The 14,724-nt window shown below is 49.3% G+C and carries 16 protein-coding genes, 1 pseudogene and 1 riboswitch; of the genes and pseudogenes, 11 read left to right on the top strand and 6 right to left on the bottom strand.

The window, feature by feature from the left end:
- Positions 1 to 23: 23 nt before the first annotated feature.
- On the top strand, positions 24 to 200 hold the full coding sequence (locus tag HP399_RS26550) for a hypothetical protein (protein WP_007724726.1): 177 nt from the start codon (positions 24 to 26) through the stop codon (positions 198 to 200).
- Between the two features lie 77 nt (positions 201 to 277).
- Here HP399_RS26550 and HP399_RS26545 read toward each other — a convergent pair whose 3' ends face one another.
- The 3 genes from HP399_RS26545 to HP399_RS26535 are packed head-to-tail and all read right to left on the bottom strand — an operon-like array spanning position 278 to position 3,485.
- Positions 278 to 1,465: an ABC transporter permease gene (locus tag HP399_RS26545; protein ID WP_173618143.1), complete on the bottom strand. Its 1,188-nt coding sequence runs from the start codon at positions 1,463 to 1,465 to the stop codon at positions 278 to 280.
- The gene (locus HP399_RS26540; protein ID WP_007724719.1) at positions 1,462 to 2,181 is read right to left on the bottom strand and encodes an ABC transporter ATP-binding protein; all 720 of its coding nucleotides are present in this window, start codon (positions 2,179 to 2,181) and stop codon (positions 1,462 to 1,464) included. The genes HP399_RS26545 and HP399_RS26540 overlap by 4 nt, the downstream gene beginning before the upstream one ends.
- 26 nt (positions 2,182 to 2,207) lie before the next feature.
- Positions 2,208 to 3,485: an efflux RND transporter periplasmic adaptor subunit gene (locus HP399_RS26535; RefSeq protein WP_173618142.1), complete on the bottom strand. Its 1,278-nt coding sequence runs from the start codon at positions 3,483 to 3,485 to the stop codon at positions 2,208 to 2,210.
- Positions 3,486 to 3,695: 210 nt separating this feature from the next.
- Between HP399_RS26535 and HP399_RS26530 the strand changes: the two are divergent.
- The 10 genes and pseudogenes from HP399_RS26530 to HP399_RS26490 form a co-directional block, all read left to right on the top strand.
- Positions 3,696 to 5,045: pseudogene (locus HP399_RS26530) on the top strand (glucose-6-phosphate isomerase); the annotation flags it as partial.
- Positions 5,040 to 5,285 carry an excisionase family DNA-binding protein gene (locus HP399_RS31225; RefSeq protein WP_370642749.1) on the top strand — a complete coding sequence of 82 codons (246 nt, stop codon included), beginning with the start codon at positions 5,040 to 5,042 and terminating at the stop codon, positions 5,283 to 5,285. The pseudogene HP399_RS26530 and the gene HP399_RS31225, both read left to right, overlap by 6 nt.
- Positions 5,286 to 5,349: 64 nt before the next feature.
- A riboswitch (TPP riboswitch) is annotated at positions 5,350 to 5,466 on the top strand.
- Between the two features lie 638 nt (positions 5,467 to 6,104).
- Entirely contained in the window at positions 6,105 to 7,208 is a 1,104-nt protein-coding gene (gene thiO / locus HP399_RS26525; RefSeq protein ID WP_173618140.1) for a glycine oxidase ThiO, read from the top strand.
- Between the two features lie 88 nt (positions 7,209 to 7,296).
- Positions 7,297 to 8,094, top strand: coding sequence for an LSm family protein (locus HP399_RS26520; protein WP_173618139.1), 798 nt, complete (start codon positions 7,297 to 7,299; stop codon positions 8,092 to 8,094).
- 150 nt (positions 8,095 to 8,244) lie between these two features.
- A complete protein-coding gene (locus HP399_RS26515) occupies positions 8,245 to 8,643 on the top strand; it encodes a YugN-like family protein (RefSeq protein ID WP_173618138.1) in 399 nt (132 codons plus the stop codon).
- A 95-nt stretch (positions 8,644 to 8,738) separates the two neighbouring features.
- Positions 8,739 to 9,188 carry an NUDIX domain-containing protein gene (locus tag HP399_RS26510; protein WP_173618137.1) on the top strand — a complete coding sequence of 150 codons (450 nt, stop codon included), beginning with the start codon at positions 8,739 to 8,741 and terminating at the stop codon, positions 9,186 to 9,188.
- Between the two features lie 102 nt (positions 9,189 to 9,290).
- Positions 9,291 to 10,088: an NAD kinase gene (locus tag HP399_RS26505; protein ID WP_173618136.1), complete on the top strand. Its 798-nt coding sequence runs from the start codon at positions 9,291 to 9,293 to the stop codon at positions 10,086 to 10,088.
- Between the two features lie 25 nt (positions 10,089 to 10,113).
- Positions 10,114 to 10,851 (top strand): MOSC domain-containing protein, encoded by a 738-nt coding sequence (locus tag HP399_RS26500; protein ID WP_173618135.1) that lies wholly within the window; start codon positions 10,114 to 10,116, stop codon positions 10,849 to 10,851.
- Positions 10,848 to 11,336 carry a YbaK/EbsC family protein gene (locus HP399_RS26495; RefSeq protein ID WP_173618134.1) on the top strand — a complete coding sequence of 163 codons (489 nt, stop codon included), beginning with the start codon at positions 10,848 to 10,850 and terminating at the stop codon, positions 11,334 to 11,336. Before HP399_RS26500 ends, HP399_RS26495 begins: the two co-directional genes overlap by 4 nt.
- Positions 11,333 to 11,920 carry a hypothetical protein gene (locus tag HP399_RS26490; protein ID WP_173618133.1) on the top strand — a complete coding sequence of 196 codons (588 nt, stop codon included), beginning with the start codon at positions 11,333 to 11,335 and terminating at the stop codon, positions 11,918 to 11,920. The genes HP399_RS26495 and HP399_RS26490 overlap by 4 nt, the downstream gene beginning before the upstream one ends.
- 69 nt (positions 11,921 to 11,989) lie before the next feature.
- Here the strand turns inward: HP399_RS26490 and HP399_RS26485 are convergent, their stop codons facing one another.
- The 3 genes from HP399_RS26485 to HP399_RS26475 all read right to left on the bottom strand — a co-directional run bounded on the left by HP399_RS26485 (position 11,990) and on the right by HP399_RS26475 (position 14,721).
- Complete coding sequence (locus tag HP399_RS26485; RefSeq protein ID WP_173618132.1) at positions 11,990 to 13,243, bottom strand: MDR family MFS transporter; 1,254 nt, start codon at positions 13,241 to 13,243, stop codon at positions 11,990 to 11,992.
- A gap of 224 nt (positions 13,244 to 13,467) precedes the next feature.
- Positions 13,468 to 13,959, bottom strand: coding sequence for a GNAT family N-acetyltransferase (locus tag HP399_RS26480; RefSeq protein ID WP_173618131.1), 492 nt, complete (start codon positions 13,957 to 13,959; stop codon positions 13,468 to 13,470).
- A 54-nt stretch (positions 13,960 to 14,013) separates the two neighbouring features.
- Positions 14,014 to 14,721 (bottom strand): 3'-5' exonuclease, encoded by a 708-nt coding sequence (locus tag HP399_RS26475; RefSeq protein ID WP_173618130.1) that lies wholly within the window; start codon positions 14,719 to 14,721, stop codon positions 14,014 to 14,016.
- Positions 14,722 to 14,724 lie beyond the last annotated feature (3 nt).

The following is a 14,724-nucleotide window of genomic DNA, read 5'->3' as shown; positions in this document are numbered from 1 at the left end:
CTAGGAGTGAGGGGAGGGAGGTCATGGGGACAATCCTGCTCCTGTTTAGCCTCTTGTGTGTGGCAGTAGGAACCTGGAAGTTAATCGGGATCTACAAGGCAGAAAAGGCTGACAGCAAGCCGCTCTGGTGGACAGTCGCGAGCGTGGGGATTGCGCTTTTTTTTCTTTTGAAGCTGGTAACAGATACGTTGCCAACATAAACAAGCACCTGTAGCCAGAGAGCTTACAGGTGCTTGTTTTTTCTTCAAGGAAAGAAAAAATGGCTAGCCATTTTTCATTATTCGTAACGCAGTGCTTCGATTGGATCGAGCTTGGCTGCCTTGTTGGCCGGATAGAGGCCGAAGAAAATACCGATGGCACTGGAGAAGCCGAATGCGATAAACACGCTGTTCCAGGACATAAGCGGCGGCAACTGTGCAAAATAGGCGATGATCGAAGCAATACCAAGGCCGAACAACACCCCGATTAATCCACCGATCAAGCAGACGATGACCGATTCAATCAAAAACTGAATCAAAATATCTCGTCGGCGAGCCCCTAATGCTTTGCGAATCCCGATTTCGCGAGTACGCTCTGTCACGGATACGAGCATGATGTTCATAACACCGACTCCGCCAACCACGAGGGAGATACCTGCGATGATACTGAAGATCAGCGTCAAGGTACCCGTCATTTGATTAAACTGATCCATTGATTCTTGCATACTGCGAACTCTGTAATGGTCTTCCTTTTGATGCTTGCGGGTCAAGTACTGTTTGACCTGCTGCATGGCTGGTTCGACAGAGGCTTTGTCGATCGCTTTTCCCATGATCATTTGGACAGAAGGCTCTTCCTGCAGGCTCATTTCGTATCGGATCGGAATAATCGCTCCATAGCTCGTTGCCATATCGAACTTGAACTTCTCTTCCGTGTACGTCCCGATTACGACGAGAGATTGATTCCCCCAGCGAACACGCTGCCCAATTGGGCTCATTTGGCCGAACAGCTTTTGAGCAAGAGCTTCTTCCAGGACGATGACAGCACGTTGCTCTTTGTCATCTACCTCGTTGAAAAGTCGCCCTTTTGCCACCTTCAATGTTGATTGCATCGAAAAATAATCAGCAGTGGAGGCAGTGAGGTTGACGCGCTCTTCTTTTTTCGGACCCTTCAAATCAATCGTACTGGAGTTGGAAGGCACGATGTATTCGATGGCAGGACTAATCCTGCCGAGCACCTCGGTATCTTCCACGGTCATATCTTCTGAGGCTATCTCTTCTTTTGTCTCCCAATTGATGAAGACGTTAAACGTGTTTTGCCCGAACTTTTCCATCTCTTCGTTGATGGCTCTCTGTCCACCTTCACCGAGTGCCGTGACGACAATGACGGAGGTAATCCCAATGATGATCCCGAGCATGGTCAAGATTGAGCGCATTTTATTCGCCCAGATACCCTCCACGGCGGTGTTAAAGCTTTCCATAAAATTCATGTGACAATCACCTCGTCAGACGGCTTGGAGAATATTCGCTCCGTAACCTTTTCATCGCGAATGATAACGCCATCCTTGAAAGTCACAATTCGCTCAGCGTGCTGGGCGATATCCAATTCGTGGGTGACGAGAATGATCGTAACGCCCTGCGCATGCAGCTCCTGAAACATGGCCATGATTTCTACTCCGGAGCGGCTGTCCAGATTCCCCGTAGGTTCGTCTGCCAACAGGATGGCAGGCTTATTGACCAGTGCTCTAGCAATCGCTACACGCTGTTTTTGACCACCGGATAGCTGGGTTGGTTTATGGTCCATGCGTTCAGCCAATCCCACTCGTTTGAGTGCTTCTGTTGCCCGTTTGCGCCGTTCTGAGCGGCTGACATTCGCGTACATCATCGGCAGCTCTACATTGTGCAAGGAGGAAGAGCGGGCGAGTAGATTAAACGATTGGAACACAAAGCCGATCTTTTGGTTGCGAACAACGGCGAGCTCCGTATCCTTCAAGCTGCTAACCTCAATGCCATCTAGCATGTACGAACCCGAATCTGGACGATCCAGACAGCCCAGCATGTTCATAAACGTCGATTTCCCTGAGCCTGATGGCCCCATGATGGCAACGAATTCGCCTTGTTCCACCAGCAGGGAGACACCTTTTAAGATGGGCAGTACGGTATCACCCGTCTTGTATGCTTTCGTCAAGCCTTCTACATGAAGCATCGTCGGCTGACCTCCTTCTTTACGTGTTACATACCCATTGGTGCGCCGCCGCCACTCATCGGCATGATAGGTGCTCCTTCAGTCAGGGATTCGACAGGGCCTAAAATCACTTGCTCATCACCGTTAAGTCCAGACTTGACGTGAGTGAACAACTCATTTTCCATACCGGTTTCGACCTTCTGCTTTTTCGCAACACCATTAGCAGATACCCAGACAAAGGTACTGCCGTCAGCATCTTGCTGTATAGCTTCGATTGGCACTTGCATGGCATTATCGATTTTTTCGACGGAGATGTTGATGTCCACATGGAAGCCAGGCTTCAAAGCAGATAGATCTCCAGATGGCTTGAGGGTGACTTTGACGCGTGTTTTTTCACCTTGCCCTGACTTGGTGGCAGTAGTGGTCGCGGTTGGAGAGATGCGAGCTACTTCCGCATTCAGCTTTTTCTTTCCGAGTGTCACGCCTTCAATCGTGGCAGATTGACCGATTTTGAGCTTGTTGACATCGGATTCGTTAATATCTGCTTCAATCAACAGATTGTTCAGATTGGCAAGGGTCAAGATTTCTGTCCCCTTGTTGACGTATTGACCGTTATCGGCAGCAACGCCAATGACGGTTCCATCCATAGGTGCTACGACGACGCTCTGGACACGTTCTTTATTCAGCTGTGCTTTATCTACATTCAGCTTGTTGATTTGGGCTTGCTGAGCGGCAATGTCTTCCTTGCGTGGCCCCTTTTGCTTGAGAGCGAGCTGTTGCTTGGCGACATTCAGCGTAGATAGAGCGCTATCCATTTGTGATTTCAACTTGTCCAGCTCTTGCTGGGTAGAAGCGCCAGAAGTGAATAATTGATTCATCCGATCATATTCTCGCTTTGCCGCATCGTATTCACGCTGGGCTTGAGAGACACGTTCTTGATCCTGTGCGACTTCTTCCGGCTCGTTCCCGATTTGTGCCTTGGCGAGGTTGGCTTTGGCCAATTCCATTTGCGCTTCTAGCTCGAGGATTCGGCTATCGACATCGGACGTGTCGATTTTCGCGATCACTTGTCCCTTTTTCACCTTGTCGCCTTCTTTGACGACAAACTCGCGTAAGGTTCCGGTGACGTTGGCGTACTGTTTGAGCTTGTCTTCTACGGTGACGAGCCCTGATGTCAAAACCTTGCTTTCCAAAGCTGATTTCGTTGGTGCGCCGATGTTGACAGGCATTCCCATAGCTTGTTGCGATCCCATCATGGAAAACGCAACGCCCCCGATGCCTAGGAGGACTACGACGGAACCGATGATCCACCATCGTTTTTTCATGTTCATTCTCCTTGCTTTGGTAAGAACCATATTATTTCATTGCTCGAAAGGTTTTTACGGTAGTGCTGGAAAAAGGTAACATGAAATGACGAATGTTCACATTTTGGACATAATTAAGCGCATTTTGATTCGTTTTGTCGGAAAGTTCTTTGCTGCCAATTGCCGTGATATCATAGATAAAGATGAGATGACGTTCCTCGGAGGGGAGCTATGAACAAACCGATTCGCTTTGATTACGCCAACGCTCGAGCCTTTGTCAAACAGCATGAGTGGGAGCAGCTTTCTCCAGTGATTGAAATTGCGCATCAAATGCTTCATTCAAGGACTGGACCAGGCAAGGATTATCTTGGTTGGGTCGATTGGCCGGAACAATACGACCGGGACGAGTATGAACGAATTCGCCAAGCGTCAGCCCGGATTCAATCGGATTCGGATGTGCTTCTGGTGATTGGTATCGGAGGCTCGTATCTAGGGGCAAAAGCGGTGCTTGACATTTTGGGCCACAGCTTCTACAATTTGCTGCCGAAGTCTAAGCGACATTCTCCAGAGATTTATTTTGTGGGCAACAATATCAGTCCGATTTATATCTCTCATCTGATGGATGTATTAGAAGGAAAAAATGTGTCCATCAACGTCATCTCAAAATCGGGCACGACGACAGAGCCAGCTATCGCGTTTCGACTTTTTCGGGAATGGCTGGAAAAGAAATACGGACGTGAAGAGGCCAAAAAACGAATTTACATTACGACCGATAAACAGCGGGGAGCCCTGAAAAAGCTGGCGGATGACGAGGGCTATGAGTGCTTTGTCATTCCAGATGATATCGGTGGAAGATATTCAGTCCTGACCGCGGTTGGATTGTTGCCTATCGCTGTAAGCGGGGCGAACATGGATGCTCTCATGCAAGGGGCTAAGGATGCACGCGAACGTTACATGGTCATGGATTTGCGCGATAATCCGTGCTATCAGTATGCGGCCATTCGCAATGCACTCTATCGAAAAGGCAAGACAGTGGAGCTGTTGGTCAGCTATGAACCACAGTTTCGCTACTTTGCTGAGTGGTGGAAGCAGCTCTTCGGGGAATCGGAGGGCAAGGATGGCAAAGGAATTTTTCCGGCTTCTGCCGAGTTTTCAACGGACTTGCATTCATTGGGCCAATACATACAGGACGGCATGAGGCATTTGTTTGAGACCGTTGTGTCTGTAACGAAGCCCGCTGTGGATTTGACTGTCCAGGAGGACCCCGCTGACGTCGATGGATTGAATTTTTTGACTGGCAAACGAATGGGGTATGTCAATAAAATAGCTTTTGAGGGAACGGTGCTGGCCCATGTGGATGGCGGCGTACCGAATCTGCTTGTGGAAATACCGGAGGCAACAGCTTACTATCTCGGCGGACTGATTTACTTTTTTGAAAAGGCATGCGGAATCAGCGGCTATTTGCTAGGCGTCAATCCGTTTGATCAGCCAGGGGTGGAGGCGTACAAGGCCAATATGTTTGCCTTGCTGGGCAAGCCGGGCTACGAGCGGCAGAAAGCGGAACTGGAGGCTAGATTGCGCGAGAATAAGACGTATTTGACCGTTGAGGAGACAGCCGCTTACTTAGAGCTTCCCGAGACGTTTATTATGGAAAAAATTAAGCAGGGGCGCATCCGTGCTGTCCATGACGGCAATGAGTACATCATCAACAAAGAGCAATTCAATCATCATCTGGAGGAAATTCGCAAGCTCCGGGAGTTCGAGGATACCGCGCGTCATGACCCGATTCCGGAGAGCTACGATGTGAAGGATGAGGATTAACCAGCGGACGTGCTTGTCAGATGGTTGCAAACAGGACTATACTTACAAAGGAATATCATAATGAACAAGCAACTTGGGGAGTCCTTCATGCGGGGCTGAGAGGATGGAAGCAATCGACCATCGACCCATTGCACCTGATCCGGATCATGCCGGCGCAGGGATACGGTTGCCGGCAGACTGCGCTTTTTGTTTATTGTTACCTATGCGTATGTAGCCCACCTTTTCCTGCTCAGGAACGGGTGGGCTTTTTCTTATGGAGCGGACATGTGGCTGTAGTGGAGAGAAGAATATTTCCAGTCTAGGCTCCAGGCTCCGTCCTGCTGGGGGTCAAGACTGCCCGCTCCGAAGGGATTCGCGGGGAAACGCAAAAGTGGTAGCCGCTTCGTAGCACGGGCACGGTTGCGTTTCTTTTGCCCGCTCATCCCTTCTCCGCTTGGTAGGACTCCACAAGTCGCTACGCCTGGAAATATTCTTCTCTGGCGTAACTGATTGCGTTCTTCATTAATTAAAAATCATTAAAAAATCGGATAACAAGAAAAGCTCGTAGAGGAAACAGGAGAAATAAGCGAAGATCTTAGGGACACCGACCGAGACGGAATGCAAAAAGCGAAACACGCCTTTAAGCGTCCACCTCTGAAACACATCCTGAAGAGACCACTTTGGACGCGGTTTCGCTTTTTGCATGGAGTCGTGCAGTCAATCCCCTAGGGGGTGGCCCTAGAAGCTGAGCGTTTTCTCCTGTTTCCTCCACACCACAGCAGCAACGTACAAATAGTTTTTTAAAAGACGTAATTGCAACTTAGTGAGGAGAGAAAAAAGATGAGTGATTGTCTGGTAGTGGGTGGAGGAATTATCGGATTGAGCTTGGCATACGAGCTGTCGCGGCGCGGGGTGAGCGTTACTTTGGTCGAGCAGGGCGAATGGGGAGGTCAGGCGTCTTCTGCTGCGGCCGGAATGCTTGCTCCTTTGAAGGAATTCACGGCACCTGGACCGATGCTCGATCTGGGCATGGAGTCACTTGCGCTATACCCGGAATGGGCAGCAGAGCTGGAGGAATTGACTGGTGGAGACGTACAGCTAAGCTTGGATGGGTTGCTGACCGTCGCGTTAAATGAGGAGGAAGTCCAACAGCTCGCGGACAAGTACCGTTGGCAAAAAGAAGCGGGACATGCTGTACACTGGCTCTCGAATACAGCGCAAGTAAAAGAGGTAGAGCCGCTTCTGACCGATCAAGTGCAAGCGGCCATCTATTCGCCGTACGAAGGACACATCAACAATCGAATGCTTCTTCGCGCCTTGGCTACTGCTTGCCAATTGCAAGGAGTGAAGCTGTTATCTGGCTGCGTGGTGAGCGGTATTGCGGTAAAAGGCGGAAAAGTGATCGGGATCGAGACCTCTTCAGGGTCACTGCGCGCCGCACAGACGGTGATTTCCTCGGGAGCGTGGGTTGGAATGATGCTTGCGATGCTTGGTGTTACCGTGCCGATTCGCCCTGTACGCGGACAGATTGCGGCCGTCTCGTCCGTAGGCATTCCATTGCGAACGGTGATTTTCGGAACGACTGGCTACATCACTCCGAAAAAGGATGGAAAAATTGTCATTGGGGCGACTGAGGATGAGAGTGGCTTCCAGCGGGACGTCACAATGGCGGGGTTAGCCAGTATCCTGCAAGGGACCATGCCGTATGTTCCAGCGCTACACTCCGCTACCTTTCTGGAGGCTTGGGGTGGACTTCGACCTGCCACCCAAGATGGCAAACCGCTCTTGGGCCCCGTTCCTGGCTGGGAAGGTCTGTCGATCGCAGGTGGACATTTTCGTAATGGTATCCTGCTTTCCCCCGTCACGGCTAAATCGATGGCGGACTTTGTGGAAAAAGGGGAGACGGAGCGCCTTTTGCCATTTTTACCTGCCCGCTTTCTGTAAATTGGGCTAGTCTCGCCTAGATTCCGGTAACCTCCCCATGGGCACTTGTATATGGTAATAAAGAAACACCAGAAGGGGAGGAGTTTCCATGCAGTCTGATTCTGAAAAAAACCTGTATCAGGCTGACATTCAGTTTGTCAGCCTGTTAAAGGATATGCGAGAAAATGTGCACAACATCTGCAAGGAGCACGTTGAGAAAAAGGTGCGCATCGAAGCAATTGACGGGCAAGTGTTTGAAGGTGTCATTGTCGATTATGATGACCAGAACGTATACGTAGAAGTCGTAGACCAGGATGCGGAGGAAGAAGAAGTTTTCGAAGAGTATGATTATGAGAACTATGAGGACTATGAGGACTACAATCCTTATCAAGTAATGGAAGTGGCCAATCGGCAGCCGTATGGAGGATGGGGGCAATATCCTGATTATTACTTTCAGTATGTGAACTATAATCCGTATGCAGGTTATCCTCCCTATGGCGATCTCAGTCCTTATGGAGGTAATCCATACTATCCACAGGTAAGTCCCTACGGCGATGAGTTCAATCCATACAGTCAGGTCAGTCCTTTTGGCAGTTCCAACAACTCGCGAGTCAGCCCATTTAGCAGTAGCAATCGTCCCGCCCAAGTCAGCCCGTATAGCAGTAGTAATCGTCCCGCCCAAGTCAGTCCGTATAGCGAGCAGAAGCCGCAGGTAAGTCCTTGGGAGCAAAATATTTCGCCATTTCCACCATTCCCGCCGTATCCGCCATTTTTTTGTCCACCGCCACCACCCCCACCGCCATATGTTTTGCCAAAAGTTCAAGGAAGAAGACGTAAAAGATGCCGGAACGGACGTAGAATCATTCCATTGGCGCTTTTTACGCTCCTGACAATCGTCTTGATTTAATGTGGGGAATTTACAAGCCTCTCAAGGCCATCACGGCTTAGGAGGCTTGCTGCTTTTTTAAGATGTGAGAGTACAACCTCTTCTTTTGTCACACACTACGAACAAAACGGTGGACGTTTCTCACAGAATAAATAAAGGCAGGGATGGACGATGAAGCAAATAAACAGCAGCTTGCCAGGCACGCGGGCGACATTTGGCTATTTTCGTGAAGCGCTTCAGCCACATTTTACATTATCCAACTGGGATTATGAGCAAGGGTATTTCGACCGGGCGCTGGATGACAAAAACACGGTCTTTTTGCGCTTGCCTGTAAAAGTATTGCAAGGCGAGCTCGATAGCCCGGATGCATGGCTGGAACTCGGGCGGCCGTTTGTGATCCGGCATGTGTACCAGACTGGGGTAGAGGAAGATATCGGCTACATGGAGCCGCTCGCTTCGGGTTTGATGAATCAGTTTCAAGAGCCGGTAGACAAGGACGCGCAGATTGAATCGAGATGGATTCGAAAAGCAGAGGCGGTTGTCAAAGAGCTGGAGAATCGCCTCGCGTGAGACAGGCCGCCGATAGGCCTGTTTTTTCTTGTTCATGGCAGGGAAAATATAGGTGGCTAAAGAATGGTAGCACATGGAAAAAGTGAGGTGGAAATATGGCCTGGTACCATGCAGTGGCGAAATGGTATTGGAAAATCCGCAAGCCTCTCACCTTGGGTGTCCGTGTCATAGTAACGGATGAAGAAAAGGGAGTCTTGTTAATTCGGCATACGTATGTCCATGGCTGGTATTTGCCGGGAGGAGGGGTAGAGCGAGGAGAGTCGTTTGGAGAAGCTGCTAGCAGGGAGTTGTGGGAGGAGTGCGGAATACGAGCAGACGGACTTACCCTCTGCCATCTTTTTTACAGTGAGCGGGAAGGGAAACGAGACCACATTGCCTTGTATCATGTCGACCTCACACCTGGCCAAGAATTGCATAAGGATGACAAAGAAGTAGCGGAAATGCGCTTTTTTGCTTGGGATGAGCTTCCTGAGGAAATATCACCAGCTACAGAGAGGCGTTTATCTCAATTTCGCAAGCAGTCTTTTCAGAGTGACCGCTGGTGACAAGTGGGATTTTATGCAAGTCGATTTTTCCTATGGTATAGTGAAGACAAACAACAGAGCGTACATGACCGCTTGTAAGGATAAAAGTGAGGGCAGACCAGCATGAAGATTGCGACTGTACTGCGAAATGACGATTATACACGAGAAGTGGAACAAGCATTAAAAGAAAAGCTGCATGCAGCCAATAGCCCGTTTACCTTTGTAAAGGGACCAAGTGAGCAACCGGATATGGTGCTGTCCATCGGGGGAGACGGGACACTTTTGGAGGCCGTCCATCAATATGGGATCGAGCCGTCTTATGTGGGGATTCATACGGGACATCTTGGCTTCTATGCGGACTGGCGTCCCGAGGAGCTGGACGAATTCGTTGAGCGTCTGATGAACGATGAGCCTCTGATTGCGGAATACCCGACGGTCCAATGCAGGATCAGTACCAGAGATGGAAAGCAGTATGAAAAGTGGGCGTTGAATGAAATGGTTTTGCGTAACGCGAATCTGTCTACCTTGGTGTCATGCGTCTATATAAATGGCGATGAGCTGGAGACGTTTCGAGGTGACGGCTTGATCGTTTCATCACCGTCAGGAAGTACAGCCTACAACAAGGCGGTGGATGGAGCGATTGTTCATCCGTCCATTGAGGCAATTCAATTGTCCGAGATTGCTTCGATCAATAACCAAGCGTATCGGACGATCAACAGCTCGCTCGTATTGCCGAAGCATCATGAAGTAGAGCTGATCGTCATGAATCCTGAGATTATGATCGGCTTGGACCGTGAGCAGGCAGTATGGAAAGATGTGTGTTCCATTCGTTGCCGAGTGGGATCTGACAAAGTGAAATTCGCTCGTTACAAGCGACTGACGTTTTGGGGGCGGGTTCGCAATTCGTTTATATCCGGATAGAGAAAGCGTTGGGGAGGGGAACCAAATGAAAAAAGTAGGAACACTGCAGACCATTTTCCGTCATCCTGTCAAAGGAATGCGAGGGGAAGAGCTATCATCAAGTACGGTCGATGAATTTGGCTTGTATGGAGACCGTGCCTATTATTTTTGGGATAATGCTCGTCAAGGTAAGTATCTCAGTGCGGATGTTGTGCCCGCTCTTATCGGGTATCATGCCAGCATGAGCGAAGGGACAGGAAAAGAAGCGTACCCGCCGATTCGGATTGAAGCCCGAGATGGCAGTGTACATACGTGGGATGATGCTTTATTTGCTCATGTCGCAGAGACGGCAAAGCGCTCTATTACGCCTATGATTAGTAGTCCGCAAGAAGGCGGTGTGAACTGGGAAGACCACATTCTGCTGGTCACGGATGCATCTCTTAAAGAGATCGCGCGGCAGATTGACGCAGAACAGGTAGATCCACGACGCTTTCGGGGGAATTTGGTCGTTGTCCTGGAGGATGATGAGCCGTTCGCGGAAGACAAATGGCTGGGCAAACAGATCAAAATCAATGATGTGACCTTGCAAGTCAACAAACACTGCGAGCGCTGTGTATATGTCAATATCGATCCGGATACCTTGGCGATGACTCCTGCCGTATTGAAGGCATGCGTCAAGCGTCACAACAGTCACTTCGGCGTTTATGCTTCGGTTGTCACGACAGGTAGTGTGTCGCAAGGCGATGACGTTTTTTTAGTGGAGATTGGGAGTGACGGGGAATGATCGCAAGCCCGTTGGAAAAGGTTCGCAGCTACGTACAACGCTATGACTCGAGCATCGAGCCGATTTTGTTTGAACAGCCGTTGCCTACGTCCGAAGTGGCTGCACAGGCATTGGGTGTCGAGATCGGCCAAATCGCAAAGTCGATCTTGTTTCGGGTAGATGAGCAGTTCGCCTTGTTTGTGGCAGCAGGCGATGTACGTGTCCATCCCAAGCAAGTGAAGGCAGTTTTTGGACAAGGAAAGCCGAAGATGGCTACGCCGGAAGAGGTAGAAAAAATGACGGGCTTCCGTGTCGGAGCAGTTTGTCCGTTTGCTTTGCAGGAGGAAGTGCCTGTCTATGTGGATCGCTCCTTGAAGCGCTTTTCTGTGGTTTATACGGCGGCTGGTATCGCAGAATCACTTTTACCAGTCTCTTATGAGGCATTGCTAAAAATGACAGGGGCGAAGGAAATCGATGCGGCTTCGCCAGAAGGGAACCCAGAATGAAAAAATATGCAGTCTCTATCTCAGTAGCAGCAATAGTCGTAGTCGCGGGTCTTACCGTATTCGGAGGTTCTAACCAAACGACTGCAATTGAAAACAGCATTTCACATGAGAAAGAACAAAAAATGAACCATTCTGATTCTGCGTTTAAAAATATGACAACCAAAACGTACCTGAGTAATTACAACAGCATAAGAGACGAATTAGCTGAAAAGGGTATTCACACGTTACCATTTACGCTTGAACTAGAGAAGAAAACAAACTTCTACCGCTTTTATTATCCAAAGCAAGAAAATTCGGCAAACGAAAAAGCGATATGGGTAAGCGTTATGCTGAGCGGTGATCAAAAAACAATAGACGGTATCATGTATGAAGGGGTTCCTGACGTTCATACAGTGAAGGCGATGATCCAAGCTACTGGACTTACCTGGACTCCGGAGCTGGATCAGTTCATTGCGGTTACCAACGTCGCAAAAACGCCAAAAGAAATGGTTGTTTCCGATGTGAAAGTAACGATCGAAGGAACGTCAACACAAATAAAAGTAATGGTTGACCCTGTGAAATTAGAAGCTCCGAAAAAATTATAATGCTGAAAATGAAAAAGTGGTTGGCAGGAGGTTATCGCTGCGCAACCACTTTTCGTTTTCTGTTGTGGTTTAGCTGTAAGGAGAGGACTCGCGTTTCTGAACGATTTGGAATAGCTTCACGTAAAGAACGGCACTCAAAAGGGAGCAGAACAAGATAAACCCAAAAACGCCAATCGGCATGATCCACTCCGAAAGAATGACGGTCACGGGAGCGAGGAAGCGGCCGAGCGAGTACTGCAGGTTAGCGGCACCCATATACTGTCCTCGTGCATGTTCTGGTGCGTATTTGCTGACGAAGCTCTGCTCGACCGGAGTTCGCATCACTTCCCCTAGTGTAAAAATGACCACGCATCCGAACAACAGCCATGCATTTGTCGTGAATCCCACCAAAAACATGCCCATACCAAATAGCAAGGAGGACAAGAGGAAGACATTCCGGTCGCTCCAGTTCTCAAACCATTTGGTAACAGGCAGGGCGCACAGAACAAACAGAAGACCGCTTATACCCAGCATCCATCCGAAAATCTCCGTATTGCTAAGCGAGAGTGACCAGGCATTCCACGCGAGCAGCGTCTGCGCTGGCACGAATTCTTTTACATAGACTGCCAAAAATAAATCGAGCTGCACGATTGCGATTGTAATCAGCATGCCTGCGAAAATATAGATGGCAAAAGCTTTGTCGCGTAGAATGACGGTGTAGCTCTGCCATTGCTCCTTCATAACGGAAGGGAAGTGGATAGAGGTGACAGAGCTTTTTACGGATTGTGGCAGTGTCTCCCGCACGTTGATCCAGATCGCAATCGAATACAAAAAAGTGACAAGCGCACAAGTCCACAGCAGCTCACTGCGGTATTGAAAGAAAAAGATGGCCCCCAGAGCGGGTCCCAATACGGCGCCAATGTTCATGGCTGTAACGAAGGTAGCGATGACTCTGCGTCTGTCTTTGTCTGAGGTGAGATCAGCGACCATCGCAGAACTCGCCGGGCTGTATATCGCTTTGCCAAGCCCGATTCCAATAAACGCAAGATAATCGATCCAAGAAGAGAGGGAGAAGGCAAACAGGACAAACATGCCTGCCTGCAAAAACGCTCCTGACAGCATGACATATCGACGACCAAATCGATCAGCCAAATAGCCGCCAAAAAGATTGCCGATCATACTCATAATCGGTGGCACTGTCATGAGTAACCCGGCAACATTTTTGCCAAAGGTATCACTAAAGTGGAGGGTAAGAAAGGGAAAGTACATCCAAAACAATAGGTTGAAAAGCGTCTCGCCGATCAATCTGGTCTTCAGGTTCAGATCCCATGACAGCCATTGCACAGCAGGTTTACCTCCTGTTTTTGATTCCCTGGCCAGGTACACCTACTTTAGTGCAAATTTTCAAAAAGATATAGACTTATAATCATCCGTCGGTTACACTAATATCATAAGGGCTAAGGGATTAGACCCTGGCTTAAGATGTGCCACTTTTAGGTATTCGCTTCCTACATAACTAATAAGCCGACACTTCCTTGTGTAAAGGGGTGTCGGCTTTTCGCATGTTGTTACTTGACCATCCATTGATAAAAATGAACGTCGTGCCATTCTCCGAACTTGAATCCCACCTCTTGAAACCTCCCTGCCAATGTAAAACCGAACTTCTCGTGCAGCTTCACGCTGGCGTCATTGCCCCCCACGATTCCGCTCACGATCGTGTGGTATTCGAGTTGTCTGGCACGCTCCAGAATCGCATTCATTAAGGTAGTGCCAACACCTTTCCCACTTTGATCAGGGGCGATATAAATAGACAGTTCCGTAGATTTTTGATAGGCGGGCTTCTCACGGAAAACGGACAGACTGCAATATCCGATCACTTTCCCTTCGTATTCGGCGGCGATGATGGGATGTCTGTCACCGTGTTTGTGAAACCACACTTCGCGCTGGGCAAGCGTCTGTGGCTCTAAGTCAAATGTCGCAACCAGATTTTCTACCGCGTAGTTGTAAATAGCGAGCATAGCGGGCAGGTCGCCCAGAACTGCGTCTCTGATCTGTAGCATGATATTCTCTCCCTGTGTTGGTTGGTAGGACTTGTTGAACGATTCGAACTAATTCTAGCGTACGGCCTCGTAAACCTGCCGCAGGTTTGTAAAGCCTTGGAATTGTGCTTTCACCAAATACTTCGCCCAGAGCGTACCAGCGGCAACAGCGTCACAGTAAGCGTGATGCCTGCGTGAGATCGGGATGTCGTGTGCCGCACAGAGGGCATCCAGCGAGCCGTTGCCAATCGGATTACTCAATAATCGGATGAGCAGCATCGTATCCAGCATTCGATGGCTAAACGGACGCCGACTTGTTTTCCAAAGTCCAGATCGTAAAAATTCACGCTCATGGCGAGAGTGATGGGCAACGAGCGGACGATCTCCAACGAATTGAAAAAAACGGGACAAAGCCTCTAACAGCTCGGGAGCATCGGCAACCATATCATCGGTAATTCCGGTGAGAGAGCGGATGTGCGGAGGAATCGCCCGACCGGGATTGACCAGCGTATAAAAAGAATCGCCGAGGAGGAGGTGCTCTCCTCTCATGGCGACTGCTCCCATCGATATAATCGCGTCTCCGTGGTCGGGATAAAAACCGGTCGTTTCCAGATCGACGACGACAACCTCCAGATCGTGTAGAGGAATATCGGCACTGGAATCGACTGGTTTATTCGCTTTGGAGATGGAGCGCAGATAGGCGATGTGTTGTTTGTCATCTGCTATATCTGGTATAGCCCGGTTCATATGCCAGATGCGACCGAATAAGTCCCATTTTGCCACGCA

The organism is Brevibacillus sp. DP1.3A, assembly GCF_013284245.2.
In the GTDB taxonomy this organism is placed as follows: domain Bacteria; phylum Bacillota; class Bacilli; order Brevibacillales; family Brevibacillaceae; genus Brevibacillus.
Note: the sequence above shows the minus strand (reverse complement) of the source record. Positions and strands in the feature narration are given on the sequence as shown.